Source organism: Dyadobacter pollutisoli (assembly GCF_026625565.1).
In the GTDB taxonomy this organism is placed as follows: Bacteria; Bacteroidota; Bacteroidia; order Cytophagales; family Spirosomataceae; genus Dyadobacter; species Dyadobacter pollutisoli.
Map to the genome: position 1 here is coordinate 5,732,192 of NZ_CP112998.1, position 20,354 is coordinate 5,752,545.

Genomic DNA, 20,354 nt, shown 5'->3' on the forward strand with positions numbered 1-20,354 from the left:
ATAATTCAAAGTAGGGGTTACGCTGCAAATCTATTTCGATTTCCAGTATTTACGCAAATCCAGCGTATTGGGATACTCTGGATTGATTAATTCAATGGGTGTGTCGCTCCTCATTTCTTTTTTCGTTTCGGCTACAAATCTGGAAACACTTCCCGTGGTTTTTTCCATGATCGGCACCTCCTGTCTTGAAGAAGGCGTATGCCCGAAACCCTGGAACAAACTGATTTTCCGGGACTCTGCCTCGAAACTGTTCACGGGATAGGTATCAAAACTACGTCCTCCGGGATGCGAAACGAAATAGGTACAACCTCCCAATATACGGTTATTCCATGTATCTACAATATCAAAAACCAACGGCGCATCCGCACCAATAGTCGGGTGCAGTGCCGATGGTGGATTCCATGCTTTATAACGAATTCCTGCCACATATTCAGACTTGATACCCGAACTCCGAAGCGGTACACGGCATCCATTGCAGACCAGAATATGCCTTCCTTCCACAAATCCGCTCACTTTTACCTGTAACCTCTCCAATGAAGAATCTACAAAACGGGCAGTGCCAGAGTTCGATAATTCCTCTCCCAGGACGTGCCAGGGTTCAATGCCCAGCCGCAAATCGAGTTGAATGTTATCCACTTTAATACCTCCGTAATGTGGAAAACGGAACTCAAAGAATGGGTCAAACCACGAAATATCGAAGTTATAACCTGCTTCTTTCAGGTCATTCACCACGTCTACCATGTCCAGGTACGCAAAATGCGGCAGCAGGAACCTGTCGTGCAGCTCAGTACCCCAGCGGATCAGTTTATGCTTGTAAGGTTCCTTCCAGAATTTCGCGATCAATGCCCGTACCAGCAATGTTTGAACCAGGTTCATATGCTTGTGAGGTGGCATATCAAATGCACGAAACTCTAATATCCCCAGTCTCCCCGTCGAAGAGTCCGGTGAATAAAGTTTGTCCATACAAAACTCCGAGCGGTGGGTATTACCGGTAATGTCAACCAGTAAATTCCTGAAAATCCTGTCCACCATCCAGAACGGCACTTCGCCATCTTCAGGGATCTGGTCAAATGCAATTTCAACTTCATAAAGTCTTTCATCACGACCTTCATCAATACGCGGTGCCTGGCTCGTAGGGCCGATAAATGGCCCGGCAAACAGGTAACTCAATGCAGGGTGATGCTGCCAGTACGTGAGCAGGCTTCTTAGTAGATCAGGACGTCTGAGTATCGGACTATCCGCAGGTTTCGCGCCACCAATGGTCACGTGGTTACCACCACCGGTTCCGGTATGGCGTCCATCGACCATGAATTTATCAGTACCTAATCTTGAAAAGAACGCTTCCTCATACAATGCACTGATGTTATCCACGAGCTCCTGCCAGTTTTTGGCGGGGTGGATATTTACTTCAATTACCCCCGGATCGGGTGTAACGATCAGCTTTTGCACACGGTGATCCGACGGCGCAGGATAGCCTTCGATCCGGACCGGCATTTTCAGCTTTTCGGCTGTGGCCTCAATGGAAGCCATCAAATCAAGGTAATGTTCCAGGTAGTCTGTCGGCGGCAGGTACACATATATAATGCCTTCCCGTTCTTCCACGCAAATCGCCGTTTTAATAATTGGCACTTTGAAAAGCAGCGGATCCTCCTCTTCTTTTTCAGGTACTTTCTTCCCGTCTTCGTCCTCTTCCTCAATTTTAGGATTTACAGGTACCTGATACACAGGCGCAACGCTTCCGTAACGCGACTCAACGACTGGCTTATAGTCAATCAATTGTGGCAAATCCTCAAATGGACTCCGGTCTACCGGTTGCTCGCGGTTCTCTTTCGCAACCTCCGGCAGCGATTTCAATGGCAAACGGAAACCTATCGCAGAATTACCAGGAATCAAAAAGCAGTTGTTACGTCGGAATTGCCAGGCTGTACTCGTCCAGTGTTTCCCTTTTTCTTCCCATTTTATTGGTAAAACAAAGCCCGCAGGGTTATTAAGCCCTTTTTCCAAAAGCTTGGCCAGTGTTCTTCGTTCAATGGAATCTTTAAGATTGACTTTTAAAGGATCAACATTGACCGGTATTTTCCCTTCTTCCAAAGCCCAGTAAATGGGGTCTTCGTAAGCCGGGGTAATGTTATTGATGTCAATACCGAGATATTTGGTCAGTTCGGTAGTGAATAGCTCAGCTTCGCGGAATGTATATTTGGTTTGCCCTTCTTTGGTAACCAGATCATCATTGCGCCACATCGGCACGCCGTCATTTCTCCAATACAATGCATATTGCCAGCGGGGAAAAGGTTCGCCGGGATACCATTTCCCTTGACCGAAATGTAGAAGACCGCCGTGAGCGAATCTCTTTTTCAGCCTCAACGAAAGGTCATAGGCCAGTTGTCTTTTTAATGCGCCGTCTGCCGCAGTATTCCATTCAGGCGATTCGAAATCGTCGATAGATATAAATGTAGGTTCGCCGCCCATTGTGAGCCGCACGTCACCGTCTTGCAAGTCTTTTTCAACATCGTGGCCAACCTGCATGACGGCGGCCCATTGTTCCTCCGTGTAAGGCTTGGTCACACGCGGATCTTCGTGGATACGGAAAACCTTATTATCGAATTCAAATGTCACTTCACAAACATCCGTTGCCCCCGAAACCGGCGACGCACTTTCGTAATCCGGCGTGCAGCAAAGTGGAATGTGCCCTTCACTCGCGAAAAGCCCCGAAGTAGAATCGAGGCCGATCCAGCCAGCGCCCGGTACATAGGCTTCCGTCCAGGCGTGCAAATCGGTAAAATCCGCCTCAGGCCCCGAAGGACCGTCCAAAGATTTAATGTCGGAAGTAAGCTGCACGAGGTAGCCCGACACGAAACGCGATGCGATACCCAAATGCCTCAGAATTTGTACAAAAAGCCAGGCAGAGTCACGGCATGAGCCACTTTTAATGCTCAGCGTGTCCTCGCAGCTTTGCACCCCGGCTTCCATTCTGATATTATAGTGGATCGCATTGTATATTTTCTGATTCAAATGGACCAGAAAATCAACTATTTTGATCTTGTTATCCAGCCTTAATTCTTCCACCCATTGCATCAGCTGAGGCCCAAATTCCCTTGGTTCGAGATAAGGCCCCAGCTCCTTTTTCAATGTAGCATCGTAAGCGAAAGGGTACATTTCGGCATACTCTTCCACAAAGAAATCGAAAGGGTTAATGACCTGCATTTTGGCGATCACTTCCACTTCGAGGCTCAGTTCGGTCGTTTTCTCAGGAAATACAACCCTGGCCTGGTAGTTCCCAAACGGATCCTGCTGCCAGTTTATAAAATGGTTTTCAGGTAAAATCTTTAAAGAATATCCTTCGATAGCGGTCCTCGAATGAGGCGCGGGGCGAAGACGAAAAATATGGGGCGAAAGTGAAACACTCCTGTCAAACTGATATCTTGTTTTATGCGAAATAGCAACTTTTATAGCCATAGTTGGAGTATTACAATAATATTAAATAATTTGGCAGTATCAAGACTGCCTGATTCTAAAAAAATGTATTATACTTATTTTTCAAAATATATCATTGCAATAAATAATTTACACAAAATATAATTTCTAATCCAAAGCATTGGACCGTACCTGCGCTTTTTTTCCAACGAAGGTAACAGTATATTTTTCTAACGTGCCTCTCCCGCAATTCATTCCCGCCCTTACCTTGCGTATTTATTCTGCCAAAGCTGAATATTGTATAAAAGTTACGTAATTCGCCTAATTCGTTACAATACCAATACATTATCCTTTCAAATGAAAATTGCAATAATTGGCTGCGGCAACATGGGAATGGCCTTTGCACGCGCCTTTCTGAAATTTGACCTGGTACGAAAAGAAGATTTTCTGATGGTCGAAAAGAGCGCCGACCGCATGGATAGCCTCAACAGCTTCCAGCCAGGGGTTATTACCGGCATCATTGGCCCTCAGGTAGGCGAATACGACCTGATTATACTTTCCGTCAAGCCGCAGGATTTCATATCCGTGTCGCAAGCACTGCGCGAAGTGGTCAAACCGAACCAGGTTGTATTGTCGATCATGGCCGGCGTCACGATCCAGATCATTCAGGATGCATTGGATCATAAAGCGGTGATCCGCGCTATGCCTAACACTCCTGCTATGCTCGGAATGGGCATTACGGCTTATTCTGCGTCGCCGGAAGTGGATATTAACCAATTAAGGAAAGTCGAAAACCTGATCAACGCAACCGGACGGTCGGTGTTCTTGGAAGATGAGGAACAATTGAATGCCGTGACAGCACTGAGCGGTAGCGGACCGGCTTACTTTTTTTATGTGGTAAAAGCGATGATCGAGGCGGGCAAACAAATGGGTTTTGAAGAGTCGGTAGCTGCATTGCTGGTGAAGCAAACTATGCTCGGCTCCTTCCATTTGATCAATACTGCTGACAAATCGCTTGATGAACTCATTAAAGCCGTCGCATCAAAAGGTGGAACCACCGAGGCTGCATTGCGGGAATTTGAAGCCGGCAAGTTGGATGATACTTTGAAACAGGGAATTATCGCGGCACAAAAACGCTCCTCAGAACTGTCAAAAGGCTAAATAGTGTCAAGTTGGTGCTTGATGCTGTATTGGAATTAATGATTTCTCAGTTTAAACTTCCAGAATATGAGTGATTCATCAGGTCGGCTGGCAACATTGGATGCGGTTTTGGATGGCCTCATGCGCCGTTACAGGGAGCGTGTTCCCGATGTCGGGATTATTTTGAATGCAATGGTACGGCAAGGAATTGTTGAAAGCATCGGAGATATTGAAAATGACCACATTGCTTTCCGTACCATGGGCGTTCCGCAGCTTGGCGTTCAGTCTTTTGAAAAAATATTCCTTCACTATGGCTACGAAAAACGGGAACATTATTTTTTTGAAGGGAAAAAACTGGATGCCTGGTGGTACAGCCCGCCAAGAGAAACGGATCCCCGCATTTTTGTGAGTGAATTACGGGTAGGAGATCTTTCGGAAGAAAGCCGGCGCATTATCAGGAGCTATACCGATGAAGTACCCAATGATCCTGCCGACACGTTGAATCTGGATAATGGTGAAGAAGTGGATGCTTTTTTGCACAAGCCATTATGGAGAACACCGACGGTGGCGGACTATCAAACACTTTTAAAAGAAAGCGAATATGCGGCCTGGGTGATCTACAATCGCTATTATCTCAATCATTTCACGATCAGCCTGCATAACCTGCCCGAGGGTTACAATACCGTGGCGGATTTCAACACATTTTTGGAAAAAATCGGTATCCGGCTGAATACTTCTGGTGGAAAAATAAAGGTTAGCCCAGATGGCGGTTTATTACAAAGCGCTACGGTTGCTGAAATGATTGATGCCGAATTCGCGGACGGAGAAAAATTGAGTATTTCAGGCTCTTATGTAGAATTCGCCGAACGGAAAGTCTTACCCGAATTCCAAAATCTCCCTACTTCTGAAATTAAAAGAAAACACCGCCGCGACGGCTTCGAAGCCGCCAATGCTGACAAGATTTTTGAAAGTACTTATACCACGCAGACTTTGAAGTGATTAATGCCTCACCTAGTTTAACCAGTTTGTCACAAGGAGCGGAGTCGAAGTGCACAAGCACTCAGCAAAATTCCTTCGACTCCGCTCGGATGACAAGGTTAACGTCATAAAATATTGCTTTGAGAACGCAAATTCCCTCTATCAGACAACCTAACGTTCAACGCCATGTGCCGTCTTCATATATTGAAAAAAGTCCTGATCACGGCCTTGCGCAAAATCAGCAAGACCTTCTTCAATCGCCAATTTGGTTTTACTATCAATAGTTTCCCAAAAATCCTCCTGCGATTTCACTTCTCTGGATAGCAAAATAAGGTACGCCTGCAAAACAGCGGTATCTTCAATGCCTTCGATCAGTGCGTGAAGACTGGATTTTAAATCATTTTTACTCATATCCTGAAAAGATTGTTATACTAAATTATGTATTTCTTTTCTGAATAAAAACCCACCTCACTCATTCACAAGAAAATGAACAACGCGACAGGCGTTGCCTATGCTCTTTTCATTTTTGTCGGGCGAGATAGTAATGTGCAGCTTGTGCTTGCCGGGGGAAAGTTCGTCTGCTAACATGAGGTACCAGGGCAAATGCAGCTGCGTGCTCCATTGCGTGAAAAGATCCAGAGTCTGAGGCTTTTTGCCGTCGATGGTGTAGGTTATTTTGCCGGCATCAGGCCCGGAAATGATCGCTACACCAACTCCTCTCCCCTTAAACTCAAAATCCATTGACGCATTCGCTTCCTCACCGACGATCATGGGCACATTCACAAAACCCGGCCGCGTCGAAACCTTATCTGCCGGTATCCAATCTTGTACCAATGTAAAGCCTTTCAGGTTTTTAGCCTCCTCCAAAGCATGATAGCTGGCCTTTTCGTAGGAGAATTTATTGATAGGTGGCGGTAACTTAGCAGCCGTAGTTGCCGACGGTTCTATTTTCAACAACTCCTTAATGGTTTGAAAATATACTTCCTGCCCATATGGTGACGGGTGCAGGTCTTTGAAATCGTACTTCCACGTAAATTCACCAGCCTTAATGCGGTCATACACTTCACGCGCCAGGTTAATGTAAGCGGCACCATAATATTTCGCGATCCTTTGATGCACAGCCACCTCCAAAGGTTCTTTTCCTGCATCATAATCGGCATTCTTCATGGGTTCGGCAAAAGCCATGAGTACTACATTAGCCTTTGGATTCTTGTAATACATCTGACGTACAATGCCTTCCAACGCTTTGATCTGCGCTTTTTCATTAAAACCATTACCCCGGTCATTCACAGCAGACTCTAAAAAAAGCAGATCGGGAGTGCCTTGGGCCAACACATCCCGGGTAAACCGAAAAGCGTGCGGCGTACTTCCGAGCGAAGGAATTCCGGCTGTAATAAATGTAAATTCTGTGTCAGGAAAATGCTCCTGCAAATATTGTGCGGTTTTGTTGCGCCATCCCGGATTATGCGTAATCGAACCGCCCAGGAAAGCTACTGTTCCCTTTTTTGTAGTGCGAAACGTTTCGAACGCATTACCCAGCCCCTGATTCAATTCAATGTAAGGCTGGTGGGAAAGTGGCTTTACTATGGGAACACTATTCTCCTCGACGAAATTGGCGAAGAACTCAGGGTGCTCTATCGGAAAATGATGACCTTCCAAAGTTTGCTCGCCACGCGTCATCGGGTAAACACTGATCGGCCCACCTAATTTCAGATAGTTTTGAACGAGCAGGTCGCTGTTTTCTGCCACGGGCGCGTGCTTATCCTGTAACCCGACAACATGCACGATAGGCACTTTGAAAGAGGCCAGACCGGCAAGATCATTCAGCGGTATATCTGTGAATTTCAATGCTTCCTCTTCGGTAATATTGAATATTTTCAGCCAGGCTTCCCAGTCTTTCGGCGAACCTAATCCTTTCCCTTTGCCGCCAGGCCAGCTCTTGGGATCACACACCGGCGCCTCGGCATAAATGCAGCTTACTTTGTCCGGATTTCTTTTCGCCCACCCATACACATATAACCCGCCCCGGCTCACGCCTTCCAATGCCACTTTGGGCGCAAACTGTTTTTCCTTGACCAGATAATCATAAAACGCATCCCATACCTGCATGGCTTTCGGATGAGCAAACATATCATTCGTGTTAACGTAAGCCACATGAAATCCCCGGGCCAACAAAATACTGTCCATATCAGTATGCCAGGTTGGGAAATGCGCGCGCCATATCCACGGGTTTCCGGCGATTGCCTTCTGGGGTTTTACATACCAGGCATTCCTGTTTTCAAAAGTGAATTCGACCTTTTCAAATCCCTTCCAGGAGGTCACTTTCTCGGAAGTTTGAGCGTAGAGAAACGGCCCTGTGAGCATTAAAAAGGTAACTGCAAGCCGCTGAAAGTTTTTCTTATTCATAGCAGTTAAAGAGGAAGTGTACCCGAATTTACCGGTAAGGCACCGCTAACTTTGGTATGATATTTTAAGGTTATGGGTCAAACCAGATATAAAATCTTATGGATAAGATCGAAAAATTCAAGACCATGGAGAAGATTCTCCGGGAAATCGAAGATTTGAAAAACAGTGAGACTGCGGTGATCAAAAAGATAGGTCAGATCGAAACGGAGAACATGAATGTGAATGTTCAGGACCTCGACAAATCATTGAATGAGATTTATGATGGTGTTTACAAAAATCTTCAGAGCGTAGAAGATCTCCAAACCTCTTTCACCGAAACACTCGCTGACTTTAAGTCAAAAAATAATATTACTGATGAAATGTTGCTTGAAATACATGAGTCGTAATTTGTTGCAATAGTCATACGTGGTCAAAATGGTCATAGTGGTCATTTATCGTCATTTATTGTCGTGCAGAGCTTAGTCGAAGCACTCTGTGTACTGTGCTTCGACTAAGCTCTGCACGAGAAATGACAATGAATGACTAAAAGTGACGGGCATCGCCCAACATGACTACGAGTGACGGGCAAATCCCAACGTGACAACCTTCTACAATCCCGCATCATCCGACGCTCCCATTGCCAGTGCTCCCCAGTCCAAATTATCCCTACCTTTTGCTAACGCGCTGACAAATCTGTTTTTGATGAGATCGGCCATCGGCATGGGTACATTGACGTCGGACGCGGTCTGTAATGTCAATTTAATGTCCTTCAAGCCTAGTGCCAGACGAAAGGCCACAGGTTCGTAGGCATGTTGCGCCACTATCTTTCCATAGTTCTGAAATATTGGCGCCGCAAACAACGTCTGAGTAAGCATTTCGTAGATGCTTTGACGTGAAATTCCATTCTTCTCGGCCATCGTAAAAGCCTCTCCCATCATTTCCAGGCTGGCTGCAATCATAAAGTTACCTGCCAGTTTCACCACATTGGCAGCTCCGGGATCATCACCAAAATCGTAAACTCCTTTGACAAAAGTTTGAACGATCGGCTTTACAATCTCTCTCGCTTCCGCTTTTCCCGAAACACAAATATTACCTACCCCTGCTTTTACGGCTTCCGGTCTTGCAAAAATCGGTGCAGCTACGTAAGATGCTCCATACCAGTCGTGGATCTGGCTCAGTTGGCGTGAAGTTTCAGGCGAAATGGTGCTCATGGAAACGTGAATGCCCCCTTTGCCTAATTTTTCAACCAATTCCATAGAGAAAATTTCTTCCACAGCCGCATCGTCCGCAAGTACCGAAAATACAATACCTCCCGGAATGATCGCGTCCATCGGATCTTCCACAACTGTGGCGCCCAGCTTGACCAGCGGATCTGCCTTTGAAGCTGTTCTGTTCCAAACTGTCAGTTCATATCCTGCGTTGATCAGGCTTTCGGCGATCGGTGTTCCCAGGTTTCCAAGACCCAGAAATGCTATTTTTTCAGACATAGTTGAGATTTTTAATTTTTAAAAAACATTAAACCTGCATCACACCCACATTGAAAGCTTTTTCAATCGGTGACTGGTCTGCGGCTTCAATACCCGTTGAGATAATCCTGCGTGTTTCGACAGGATCAATGATACCGTCTACCCAAAGTCGTGCCGCGGCATAGTATGGCGACAATTCCTGGTTATATCGGTCTGTAATCTGACTCAATAATTCCTTTTCAGCTTCCGGCGTAATGGTTTCGCCTTTGGCTTTCAATGTCGCCGTTTGCACCTGCAAAAGTGTTTTCGCAGCAGTAGCCCCGCTCATTACCGCCATTTGTGCGGTCGGCCAGGCAAATATCAGCCTTGGATCATAGGCTTTGCCACACATGGCGTAGTTACCTGCCCCGTACGAATTTCCTACTATAAATGTGAATTTAGGCACCACCGAGTTCGCAACTGCATTGACCATCTTGGCCCCGTCTTTGATAATACCTCCCTGCTCCGCACGACTTCCGACCATAAAACCTGTTACGTCATGAAAAAACAGTAACGGAATTTTCTTCTGGTTGCAATTCATGATAAACCGGGCCGCTTTATCAGCCGATTCGCCATAGATCACGCCCCCCATCTGCATTTCACCTTTCCCCGATTTCACCATTTTACGCTGATTGGCGACAATTCCTACGGCCCAGCCATCTATTCTCGCATAGGCACATATGATGGTTTTTCCATAATCTGGCTTGTATTCATCGAGTTCAGAGTCGTCAACAATGCATTCAAGAATCGGTTTTACATCGTAGGGTTTCAGCCGATCGGTCGGCAGCAGCGTGTAAATCTCTTCCGCGTTCCGCTTTGGAGTAATGGCAATTTTTCTATCAAAACCTGCGGATAATGGTTTGCCGATTTTATCAATGTGCCTTTTGATCGCATCCAGGCAGGATTTATCGTCCGGAAACTTATTATCGGTTACGCCGGAGATCTCGCAATGCATGGACGCCCCTCCTAGCGATTCAGCATCAATGTCCTCACCTATCGAAGATTTGACCAGATAGGGGCCAGCCAGGAATACGGAGCCGGTACCCTCCACAATGAATGCTTCGTCGGACATAATGGGCAGGTATGCCCCACCTGCCACGCAGCTTCCCATAATGGCAGACAACTGCACGATTCCCATCGCGGACATTTGTGCGTTATTTCTGAAAATACGCCCAAAATGCTCTTTATCAGCAAAAACTTCGGCTTGCATAGGTAAAAAAACCCCCGCACTATCAACCAGATAAATGACGGGCAAACGGTTTTCCATTGCAATTTCCTGGGCGCGCAAGTTCTTCTTAGCCGCGATCGGAAACCAGGCCCCTGCCTTCACCGTAGCATCATTTGCGACAATCATACATTGCTTGCCCGCAACATATCCAATGCCCGTCACCACTCCACCGGAAGGACAGCCGCCTTCTTCCTCATACATTCCGTCGGCAACAAAAGCGCCTATTTCAAGAAAATAAGAGTCGGTATCAATGAGGTAATCAATCCTTTCCCGGGCTGTCAGTTTGCCCTTTTTGTGCTGGGCATCCATTTTTTTCAACCCTCCCCCCAGTTTTACCTGGTCATATTTTTGATTGAGGGCTTGGATCAATTGCGGAAGACTGTCCTGGTTGGTCATTGATCGGTGATGAAGATGAAATGATAATTAACTTAACCCAATGCAGATAGCAGGTTTATTTTCAAAAATAAAAAGTCGTTTACCGGTAAGCAAACGACTTTAATAATTTGGTAAAAGTAAAATGTATCACTACTTGATTTTCGTGGCGGTATCCAGCGGAGATTCGGCCGGGCCTTTATCCTTTTTACCAAAAACAGAAATATTAATGTACCGTTTCGGATGCTCGCGCAGGTTGGTCAGCAGCTTATTCATGCTGACAATGGTGCGGTCGATGTTATTATAAAGCGTTTCGTCTTTTACCAATTTACCGGCGGTTCCCTTACCTGCCTCCACGCTTGCGAGCAATGTATGCAGCTCGGTAATGGTGCGGTTCGCATTCTGCATCGTTTCTCCAAGCCTCAATGCACTCAGTGAATCCGCCAATGTCCCTGTTTTAGCGAGAAGCGGTTTCAGTTCTTTTTCAGTTTCGACCAGTGATGCAGAAAGCTTGTTCAGATTGGTAGTCAGCGCCACCAGGTTGCCGCGGTTTTCGCTCAGCAATCCCTGCAGACTGGTCCCTGTTTGATTATAGTTCTTTAAAACCTGATTCAAGATCAAACCCGTCTCCTGAAAACCTGCAACAACCAGATCCAGATTTTTAATTAATGAATCGGCGTGAGACACGAGTGGTAATGCTTTTTCCTGAAGAACGGCTGAGATACCGGACTCTTTTTTGCCAATGAGCGTATCGCCATCATGCAGGGCAGCTCCTGTGCCTACCGACAAATGGATCACTTTACCACCCAGCAAACCTCCGTCAGCCAGTACGGCAGCCGTTCCAGCCGGAATAGCGATGCCTTTTTGAACATCGAGGGCAACCAAAAGGTGATTTTTTTGATTTTGCAGCAGTCTGATCTCCTGAACCCTTCCGACATTTAAGCCATTGAGCAATACAGGATTAGAGGCCGTGAGCCCGTCGATATTATCGTAGATCACGTAATATTTATGGGTTCTTGAAAAAACGTCGGAACCTTTGAGGATATGAAAGCCGAAATACAGCATGACTATGGCGAAGGTGGCCATTATTCCAACTTTTGCTTCTCTTGATAATTTCATGGACTAAGTAATTTGCCTGCAAGATAAGGCAGCAGGCTTAAAGCAGTAATAGATTTCTTTACAAACGGCCTTAATCGACTGGTTTTAATGCCTAACATCAAATTATCAAAAATTGTTTTGACAAATCAAAACATCTGACAGGACCTTACTTAGCGGTCCATATCTTTTTTATAAGCCATAAATGCCTGATGGATTGATTCTGCCACCTCCTCTTGTCCGTCCTCCGAGCTCAGATAATCTTCTTCGTCAGGTGAAGACAAAAACCCGGTTTCGATCAGGACGCTGGGCATAGCGCATCGCCATAACACCAGGAATCCGGCCTGCTTTACACCTCTGCTCTCGCGGTCCGACACCGACTTGAATTTCTTCTCAACCAGATCTGCAAGACGCAAGCTACTGGAAATGAATGCACTCTGGTAATTGGCCAGCATAATGTGAGCCAGCGGAGAGTTAGGGTCGAAGCCTTTATACTTTTGCTTATAGTTCGTTTCCTGCAAGATTACCGAGTTTTCCCGCTTCGCAACTTCCAGGTTACCTTCTGTTTTGTGCAAACCCATTACGAAAGTCTCAGTACCTCTCACACTTCTTGACCTCGGCGTAGCATTGCAATGGATGGAGATAAAAAGATCCGCGTTATTCCTGTTGGCGAATGCTGAACGCTCGCCTAATTCAATAAAAACATCCGTGGACCTGGTGAATAAAACTTTGACGTCAGGAGTTTCTTCTTTGATCTTCCGGCCGAGTTCAAGCGCGACACTTAATGCCACGTCTTTTTCTTTGGTAGTGCGCCCTCTGGTACCCGGATCTTTGCCTCCGTGACCGGCGTCAATGACAACCGTATTAACTTTACTACTGGACTTTGAGGCAACCGGTTCCTGCTTAAAAACGAATGCTAGGCTTACTAGTAAGGAACTGGCTACAAATACCAATTTAAGAACTTTTAACATTATTTTTTAATTGGGGCGTTACTCGTTAGATGTTTCTCTGCTAATTTTGAACTTCGAAATGCAAAATTACTCTATTTGTTAGAACTGAAAAGAAAGGCGATTATTATATCGTCGGTTGTGGTGGCGTTTCTCCTGTTCAGCACTGTGGCATGTGTACAGCAACGCTCAAAGAGATCCGGGAAAAATCAGAGTAAGCAGAAAGTTTCAATCTCTGCAAAGCAATCAGCGGATTCTCTTCTTACAGCTAAGCAACAATCCGGTAGCGACACTACGGCTGCCGGGAAGAATGCTGCGTCCCGGTTAAAAGCAGGTACAAAAGGTGATAGTACACTCACCAACAATGGGTTACCCGCCGATTCTACCGCCACAGATACCTTGTCAAATCCCGACGATCTTCAAAATGTTGTCCAATATACCGCAGAGGATTCCACGATTATGGATGCCGTTCTGAAACAAGTTCATTTGTACGGAAATGCGGAAGTGAACTATGGTACCATTAATCTCAAAGCGAGTTACATTCGGCTGAACTGGGTTACCAACGAGGTTTACGCCATTGGAACATATGATTCAACGGCGAAAAAAATGGCAGGGGAGCCTATCTTCCAGGATGGCCCGGAAACCTATAACACCAAGGAAATCCGGTACAATTTCAAATCCAAGAAAGCGCTGATCCAGGGAATTGTAACCCAGGAAGGCGACGGGAACATACGTGGCGAAAAAGTAAAAAAAGACGCAGATGGAAATTTCTACATCCGTCATTCGATTTACACCACCTGTAACCTTACCCACCCCCATTACTTCATTAACGCGCCGAAGATCAAGATGGTGAACAAAAAGCAGGTCATTTCGGGGCCATTCAATCTTGTGATCAGCGATGTTCCTTTACCGATTGCTTTACCATTCGGTTTTTTCCCGTTCCCCAAGAAAAAGGAGAGTGGTACCTCGGGTATTATTTTCCCAACTTACGGAGAGGAGCCCAATGGACGGGGTTTTTACCTGCGTGACGGCGGCTATTACTTCGCGATCAGTGAGTATATCAATGCCAAAGTAACCGGGCAGATCTATTCGACGGGAAGCTGGGGAGTGGGGCTTTCATCGGCATATATAAAGAGATACCAGTACAGCGGAAACTTTGCGTTCAAGTTCAACCGTAACAAGTCCAGCGATGAGATTGACAAATTGCTGGGCCGCGGGGTTACCAATGATTTCAGTATCGTATGGTCACATGCGCCAAGGCCAAGAGGAAATTCTACTTTTTCGGCAAACGTCAATGTAAGTAGCAATAGCTACAATCAGTTGCAAGAATTTAGTACTCAAAAATACATTTCCAACGTCGCCAGTTCCTCGGTACAGTACAACCGTACTTTCGGACAATACATGCGTGCGGCGGCCAGCTTGCGCGTGAACCAGAACTTTGGGCAGGCTGACCCTACTGACGGCAACAAGAGGAAAGGTGGCAAAACCAACGTGTCTTCCGATTTTAGTTTTGGTGTGAATCAAATCGCTCCTTTTGCATTAAAAGGCGGGCGTGGGCGCTGGTATGAAAGTTTCCGTCTGGGTCTGGATTTCAGTGGTAACTACACATTGACCAACTCATTAACGGCCATTGACACTTCGTATAGCAGCCTCGGTTTTGAAATTTCCAATAAAATTGACACTACCCGACTCAATACTGTGAAGGTAGTACCATTCAATGTTGGCAACCTGCCTGATATGTTGAAAGATGCCCAGTTTACGGGCCGGTACAGTTTGCCTATTTCGCTTCCCAACTTCAAGGTTCTGCGTTTTGTGAACATTACGCCGAGTTTATCGCTACAAGGTGAGGTTTTTACGAAACAATATAATTACACAGTTGACAAGGAAAACAAAGTACGCATTGATACATTGAAACAGGCTGGTACCGAGTATTCTTACAATTTCGGGGCTGGAATGAACACCCGCTTTTATGGTACTTTTTTTGTGCGCGGGAAGCGGCTCGAAGCGATCCGGCATACTGTTATTCCTTCACTATCATTCACATACACGCCTGACTTTACGGGAGATGCATTTGGGTTTTACCAAAAAATCACTGTGGTTGACCGGAAAGGTGAGAATAAGGACCTCTCATTGTCCAGGTTCCGCGGCGTAGGCTCGGGTGTGACGAATGGACGTGCGTCAAGCGTTGTTTCATTCAGTTTGAACAACTCATTTGAAATGAAACTGAAAACCAAAAGCGATACTGCTGCAACGCAATTTGAAAAAGTATCACTGCTGGATAATTTAAGTTTGGGGGGAAGCTACAACCTGATGGCCGACTCATTGAACCTGTCCAACATTACAGTTAACGCCAATGCACGTATTGGTAAAAACCTGAACCTGAACTTCAACATGAACCTGGACCCTTACGCTTACCAGGCGAATCCGAACATTTTGAGCAATCAGGTGGGGACTAAGATCAATAAATACGCCATTACGCAGGGGCAGGGACTGGCAAATCTGCAAAATCTGGGTTTCACCATTGGCACCAGTTTCGCTCCCAAAGCCTCGGATAAGACAAAGAATGCCCCCACGCAAGGAGCAACGACGACGTCTACTGTGACGCAGGAGCAACGCGAATTTATTGCTCAAAACCCTGAAATGTATGTGGATTTCAATATACCCTGGAATGTGTCACTGAACTATAACTTTGGCCTGACCAAACCAGGTCTTTCGAAAGCACAACTGATACAGGCGGTGCAGGCTACGGGCGACCTAAGTCTGTCGAAGAACTTCAAAATCAGTATCAATACCGGTTTTGACTTTACAGCTTTCAGCCCCACCATTACTTCTCTGACTTTGTATCGCGACCTGCACTGCTGGGACATGAGTTTCAGCTGGACACCTTTTGCTGGAAGCGCTGCCCGGGTGAGCAATTACAGCTTCACACTAAAAGTAAAATCGGCCATTCTGCAAGATCTGAAAGTGACCCGCCGCCGCTCATTCTACGACAGGGCTGCTTATTGATTTACATTGAGACAAAAAAATGGCTGTCCCGAAGAACAGCCATTCCAATATCATATTGATATTAATTATTTTGAAGAAGGCTTAGAAGCCACAGTTTTAGGAACTACTTCACCATTCAGGTACAAAGTAATAGAACCTCCTTCTGTGTTGCTGAATACAGTAACAGGCTTGTTGAAAGGACCGGCAGCAGCAGCATTAAACGTAGCTTTTACCGAACCGGTTTTACCTGGCAAAACAGGATCTTTTGACCAAACCGGAGTAGTACATCCGCAAGAAACAGTAACGTTTGAAAGAACAACGGGATCAGTTCCCGTGTTCGTGAATGTAAATTCGTGCGTAACAGGAGTGCCTTGTGGTACTTTACCAAATTTGTGTGCTTCTTCTTTGAATTTCAAAACACCTTTTTGCGCAAAACTAACGGTGGTCAGGCCTACCAGTAAAACCAACGCTGAAAAGAATACTTTCATAATTGTAACTATACATTAAGTGGTGAAAAAACATTTTAGAAAACAAGATTAACGTATTAAAGTGAAATTTAATAATCGTTAACCAATATTAACAATGCGATCGAAAGTTGTTCCAGGGAGTAGGATGATTATTATTTTCCTGCATAATTTTGGCTTGCATTCAAAAAAACGTAATTTAACTACGGATTCAACCCCGTAAATTTTGCTTATGCTTCAAAATGATAGTTTAACCGGTTCCGGTGTGTTGAGTAAGGAAAACATTACCAATGATTATCGTCTTGCGTGCGAAAGTCGGCAGGTAAGTTTGCTGGGAAGGAAGGATACCATGGGAGGTCGTTCTAAATTTGGCATTTTCGGAGACGGTAAAGAAGTAGCTCAAATAGCCCTGGCAAGGACTTTCCGCCCGGGTGATTTTCGTTCAGGATATTACAGGGACCAAACGATTGAAGCCTCGTTGGGTAACCTCACCTGGCAAGAATTTTTTGCCCAAATGTATGCGCACGCCGATCTTGCGCACGAGCCCAGCACTGGCGGCCGGTCCATGAACGGACACTTTTCGACCCGCTGGCTGGACGAAGACGGTCAATGGCTGGACCAGACAAAACTCTTCAATTCTGTTTGTGATATTTCTTCGACTGCCGGCCAGATTCCGCGCGCAGTGGGATTGGCTTATGCCTCTAAATTATATCGTGAAAATAAAGACCTGCAATACCTGACCCAGTTTTCCAATCATGGAAATGAGATCGTATTTGCAACAATAGGTGACGCATCTACCTCTCAGGGCATGTTTTGGGAAGCTATGAATGCTGCCGGGGTACTGCAAATTCCAATGCTGGTTTCTGTTTGGGACGATGGCTACGGAATATCCGTTCCGATCGAATACCAGACTACCAAAGGCAGTATTTCGAAAGCATTGGCTGGTTTACAGCGCAATGAGGATGAGCCTGGTATTGAGATATTTACAGTACATGGCTGGGATTATCCCGCTCTTTTAGAAACCTACCAGAAAGCAGCAAAAATCTGCCGGGAAGAACAGGTACCGGTGTTGGTGCATGTGACGGAAATGACGCAACCGCAGGGCCACTCGACTTCGGGTTCCCATGAGAGATATAAATCGAAGCCGCGGCTGAAATGGGAGACAGAACATGACTGCAATCTCCGTTTCCGCGACTGGATACTGAAAAACGGTTATGCCACGGATGAGGAACTTGAACAGATCGAAGCGGAGGCTAAGGATACAGCCAGTACTTCGCGTAACCAGGCCTGGCAGGCGTACCGCGTCGAACTTGACAAAGAATATCTCGAAACCATTCAGCTGCTTCAGAACGCTGGCAAGGAGAGTAACTTTTCGCATGAATTAAGCAATGTAGTTTTAGAGCTTTCGAAAACCTATCTGCCCGTTCGGAGGGATATGATTTCCAGTATCCGCAAGGCGCTCCGAATTCTCGGGAAAGAAAATAATCCATTTAAAATTACCCTTCAGGAGTATTTGCGTAAAAACCTTGAAGAGAACAAAGAACGCTTCAATTCCCATCTTTACAGCGAAACTGCTGAATCTCCATTAAATGTACAGGCGATTGATCCTGTTTTTTCAGAGGATAGCCCGACAGTGGATGGCAGGGAAGTGATACGCTCCTATTTCAATGCACTTTTTGAAAGGGAACCGAGAGTGGTTGCGATTGGTGAAGACATTGGAATGATCGGCGATGTAAACCAGGGATTTGCCGGGTTGCAGGAAAAATACGGCGAACTCAGAATTACCGATACCGGAATACGCGAAACTACCATCGTTGGCCAGGGTATAGGAATGGCCATGCGTGGACTGAGGCCAATCGTTGAAATTCAATATTTTGATTATATCTATTATGCCTTGTCTACGCTAACCGACGACCTGGCATCATTGCGTTACAGGACTGCTGGCGGCCAGAAAGCGCCTTTGATTGTCCGTACACGGGGCCACAGGCTGGAAGGAATATGGCACTCCGGATCACCGATGGGAACTATGCTCAGTAGCTTGCGGGGTATGCACGTTATCGTTCCGAGAAACTTTACACAAGCAGCCGGATTTTACAATACATTGTTGAAAGGCGACGATCCTGCATTGATCGTCGAGCCACTTAACTCATACCGTCAGAAGGAAGTTTTGCCGGATAATGTCGGTGAAATCTGCATTCCTCTGGGTCAGCCCGAAATAATTCGTGAAGGAAATGATTTGACCATTGTGACTTATGGCTCAATGTGCCGTATAGTAATGGAGGCCGCTTCTCAATTGCAAAGTTCTGGCATAGACGTCGAAGTGATCGATGTGCAGACACTTTTGCCATTTGATATCAACAGCAGCATTGTAGAGTCCATTAAAAAAACGAGCAGGGTCATTTTTGCGGATGAGGACATGCCTGGCAGCGCATCGGCGTATATGATGCAACAGGTTGTAGAAAAGCAAAATGCTTACCGCTGGCTTGATTCGCCACCGGTAACGATCTCTGCCAAGGATCACCGCCCACCCTACGGATCGGATGGTGATTATTTTTCGAAGCCTAATATGGACGATATATTTGAAGCTGTTTATAAAATCATGCGTGAAGCGGACCCAGATCGTTATCCGGAGCTGTTTTAATGTATTGATTCAATGTACAAACCGAGAGGTAAAAGAATTTTAGATCTTATGATTGCGGTGACGGGCTTGGTTGTCCTGTCACCGCTTTTTGTTGTTATTTCAGTCCTCTTGCTAATTCTGCATCGGGTCAATCCATTCTTCTGTCAGCGTCGGTCAGGTCTAAAAGGACGGGTTTTTACGCTTTTCAAATTCCGGAGTTTTAAGATTGCGGATACCGCATTGCAAGTTTCAGATCCGGAAATATCTGCTTTTGGTAAGTTTCTTCGCAGAAGTTCATTGGATGAAATGCCGCAATTATGGAATGTTGTGCGTGGTGAAATGAGCATTGTAGGCCCCAGGCCATTGTTAGAGGAATATCTTCCACTTTATAATTCGAGACAAAATCTCAGGCACAATGTCCTTCCCGGCATTACTGGACTGGCACAAGTAAATGGCCGGAATCTTCTGAGTTGGGACGAAAAGTTTGAGTTTGACATCCTTTACGTGCAAAACCAATCTTTCAGCATGGACATTGAAATTCTTCTGCTTACCGTCAAAAATAGGATTGGTACTGAAGATGCCTGTATGCCAGCTGAAAAATTCAAGGGCCCGCAATCCATTCTGTTATGATTATATATGGAGCAGGCGGTCACGCAAAAGTGGTTTGCAGCATTTTAGCAGACTGCGACAGGAAGGTAACCGCGATTTTAGATGATAACCCAAACGCAACATTCAACGGAATGCCTACCGCAGGAGGTTATCAGCCTCATTTTGATACAAACGAACTAATAATTATTGCAATTGGAGATAATACAACCAGGAAGACGATAGCACAGCACATTGTCCATAGTTTCGGAAATGTGATTCATCCAAGTGCAGTGATTGCCTCTGATACTGTGTTGGGAAATGGATTAGTAATTGTGCACCGTGCTGTTGTTCAGACTGGTACGATACTTGGAAACCATATCATTGTGAATACCGGTGCTATCATTGATCACGACTGCATTTTGGGTGATTTTGTTCACGTGGCGCCCGGTGCGGTAGTTTGCGGCAATGTGAGAATTGGAGAAAATACATTGATAGGAGCGGGTAGTACTATTTTACCAAATCTGGAAATTGGAAAAAATTGTATCATCGGCGCAGGAAGCGTCATTACCAGAAGCATTCCCGACTGTGCGACGGTTTGGGGAAATCCCGGCAGAATAATCAGATTTTAAAACA

At 45.7% G+C, this 20,354-nt stretch carries 15 protein-coding genes; 7 read left to right on the top strand and 8 right to left on the bottom strand.

The genetic code is table 11. The features are described 5' to 3' along the window. Nucleotides 1-30 precede the first annotated feature (30 nt). Nucleotides 31-3,456: a transglutaminase family protein gene (locus ON006_RS23475; RefSeq protein WP_244822456.1), complete on the bottom strand. Its 3,426-nt coding sequence runs from the start codon at nucleotides 3,454-3,456 to the stop codon at nucleotides 31-33. Nucleotides 3,457-3,771: 315 nt separating this feature from the next. Between ON006_RS23475 and proC the strand changes: the two genes are divergently transcribed. Next, entirely contained in the window at nucleotides 3,772-4,575 is an 804-nt protein-coding gene (gene proC / locus ON006_RS23480) for a pyrroline-5-carboxylate reductase (protein WP_244822457.1), read from the top strand. 66 nt (nucleotides 4,576-4,641) lie between these two features. After that, nucleotides 4,642-5,553 (top strand): DUF1338 domain-containing protein, encoded by a 912-nt coding sequence (locus tag ON006_RS23485; RefSeq protein ID WP_244822458.1) that lies wholly within the window; start codon nucleotides 4,642-4,644, stop codon nucleotides 5,551-5,553. Nucleotides 5,554-5,703: 150 nt separating this feature from the next. On the opposite strand, the gene ON006_RS23490 is transcribed toward ON006_RS23485, so the two are convergent. Together ON006_RS23490 and ON006_RS23495 are read right to left on the bottom strand one after the other, a co-directional pair. After that, the gene (locus ON006_RS23490) at nucleotides 5,704-5,943 is read right to left on the bottom strand and encodes a hypothetical protein (protein WP_244822459.1); all 240 of its coding nucleotides are present in this window, start codon (nucleotides 5,941-5,943) and stop codon (nucleotides 5,704-5,706) included. Nucleotides 5,944-6,000: 57 nt separating this feature from the next. Further along, nucleotides 6,001-7,938, bottom strand: a complete 1,938-nt coding sequence (locus ON006_RS23495; protein ID WP_244822460.1) for an SGNH/GDSL hydrolase family protein — start codon at nucleotides 7,936-7,938, stop codon at nucleotides 6,001-6,003. Between the two features lie 98 nt (nucleotides 7,939-8,036). Between ON006_RS23495 and ON006_RS23500 the strand changes: the two genes are divergently transcribed. Then, entirely contained in the window at nucleotides 8,037-8,324 is a 288-nt protein-coding gene (locus ON006_RS23500) for a hypothetical protein (RefSeq protein WP_244822461.1), read from the top strand. 201 nt (nucleotides 8,325-8,525) lie between these two features. Here the strand turns inward: ON006_RS23500 and ON006_RS23505 are convergent, their stop codons facing one another. From ON006_RS23505 to ON006_RS23520, 4 genes are all read right to left on the bottom strand, one after another. Further along, on the bottom strand, nucleotides 8,526-9,404 hold the full coding sequence (locus ON006_RS23505; protein ID WP_244822462.1) for an NAD(P)-dependent oxidoreductase: 879 nt from the start codon (nucleotides 9,402-9,404) through the stop codon (nucleotides 8,526-8,528). A 28-nt stretch (nucleotides 9,405-9,432) separates the two neighbouring features. Next, nucleotides 9,433-11,046, bottom strand: coding sequence for an acyl-CoA carboxylase subunit beta (locus ON006_RS23510; RefSeq protein WP_244822463.1), 1,614 nt, complete (start codon nucleotides 11,044-11,046; stop codon nucleotides 9,433-9,435). A 129-nt stretch (nucleotides 11,047-11,175) separates the two neighbouring features. Then, on the bottom strand, nucleotides 11,176-12,141 hold the full coding sequence (locus ON006_RS23515; RefSeq protein WP_244822464.1) for an MlaD family protein: 966 nt from the start codon (nucleotides 12,139-12,141) through the stop codon (nucleotides 11,176-11,178). Between the two features lie 149 nt (nucleotides 12,142-12,290). Then, nucleotides 12,291-13,088, bottom strand: coding sequence for an N-acetylmuramoyl-L-alanine amidase family protein (locus ON006_RS23520; protein ID WP_244822465.1), 798 nt, complete (start codon nucleotides 13,086-13,088; stop codon nucleotides 12,291-12,293). A 75-nt stretch (nucleotides 13,089-13,163) separates the two neighbouring features. Between ON006_RS23520 and ON006_RS23525 the strand changes: the two genes are divergently transcribed. Beyond that, nucleotides 13,164-16,070 (top strand): putative LPS assembly protein LptD, encoded by a 2,907-nt coding sequence (locus ON006_RS23525; RefSeq protein WP_244822466.1) that lies wholly within the window; start codon nucleotides 13,164-13,166, stop codon nucleotides 16,068-16,070. 65 nt (nucleotides 16,071-16,135) lie between these two features. Here ON006_RS23525 and ON006_RS23530 read toward each other — a convergent pair whose 3' ends face one another. Further along, entirely contained in the window at nucleotides 16,136-16,537 is a 402-nt protein-coding gene (locus ON006_RS23530) for a DUF1573 domain-containing protein (protein ID WP_244822467.1), read from the bottom strand. Between the two features lie 208 nt (nucleotides 16,538-16,745). Here ON006_RS23530 and ON006_RS23535 point away from each other — a divergent pair, with 208 nt between their 5' ends. From ON006_RS23535 to ON006_RS23545, 3 genes are read left to right on the top strand one after another with little or no spacing between them, the layout of a single operon-like run. After that, entirely contained in the window at nucleotides 16,746-19,154 is a 2,409-nt protein-coding gene (locus ON006_RS23535) for an alpha-ketoacid dehydrogenase subunit alpha/beta (protein WP_244822468.1), read from the top strand. A gap of 12 nt (nucleotides 19,155-19,166) precedes the next feature. Beyond that, a complete protein-coding gene (locus ON006_RS23540; RefSeq protein WP_244822469.1) occupies nucleotides 19,167-19,763 on the top strand; it encodes a sugar transferase in 597 nt (198 codons plus the stop codon). Beyond that, on the top strand, nucleotides 19,760-20,350 hold the full coding sequence (locus ON006_RS23545) for an acetyltransferase (protein ID WP_244822470.1): 591 nt from the start codon (nucleotides 19,760-19,762) through the stop codon (nucleotides 20,348-20,350). Before ON006_RS23540 ends, ON006_RS23545 begins: the two co-directional genes overlap by 4 nt. Nucleotides 20,351-20,354 lie beyond the last annotated feature (4 nt).

Coding starts and splice junctions, on each gene's coding strand:
- ON006_RS23475 (WP_244822456.1), bottom strand. CDS start 3,456: ATGGCTATAAAAGTTGCTATTTCGCATAAAACAAGATATCAGTTTGAC.
- proC (WP_244822457.1), top strand. CDS start 3,772: ATGAAAATTGCAATAATTGGCTGCGGCAACATGGGAATGGCCTTTGCA.
- ON006_RS23485 (WP_244822458.1), top strand. CDS start 4,642: ATGAGTGATTCATCAGGTCGGCTGGCAACATTGGATGCGGTTTTGGAT.
- ON006_RS23490 (WP_244822459.1), bottom strand. CDS start 5,943: ATGAGTAAAAATGATTTAAAATCCAGTCTTCACGCACTGATCGAAGGC.
- ON006_RS23495 (WP_244822460.1), bottom strand. CDS start 7,938: ATGAATAAGAAAAACTTTCAGCGGCTTGCAGTTACCTTTTTAATGCTC.
- ON006_RS23500 (WP_244822461.1), top strand. CDS start 8,037: ATGGATAAGATCGAAAAATTCAAGACCATGGAGAAGATTCTCCGGGAA.
- ON006_RS23505 (WP_244822462.1), bottom strand. CDS start 9,404: ATGTCTGAAAAAATAGCATTTCTGGGTCTTGGAAACCTGGGAACACCG.
- ON006_RS23510 (WP_244822463.1), bottom strand. CDS start 11,046: ATGACCAACCAGGACAGTCTTCCGCAATTGATCCAAGCCCTCAATCAA.
- ON006_RS23515 (WP_244822464.1), bottom strand. CDS start 12,141: ATGAAATTATCAAGAGAAGCAAAAGTTGGAATAATGGCCACCTTCGCC.
- ON006_RS23520 (WP_244822465.1), bottom strand. CDS start 13,088: ATGTTAAAAGTTCTTAAATTGGTATTTGTAGCCAGTTCCTTACTAGTA.
- ON006_RS23530 (WP_244822467.1), bottom strand. CDS start 16,537: ATGAAAGTATTCTTTTCAGCGTTGGTTTTACTGGTAGGCCTGACCACC.
- ON006_RS23535 (WP_244822468.1), top strand. CDS start 16,746: ATGCTTCAAAATGATAGTTTAACCGGTTCCGGTGTGTTGAGTAAGGAA.
- ON006_RS23540 (WP_244822469.1), top strand. CDS start 19,167: ATGTACAAACCGAGAGGTAAAAGAATTTTAGATCTTATGATTGCGGTG.
- ON006_RS23545 (WP_244822470.1), top strand. CDS start 19,760: ATGATTATATATGGAGCAGGCGGTCACGCAAAAGTGGTTTGCAGCATT.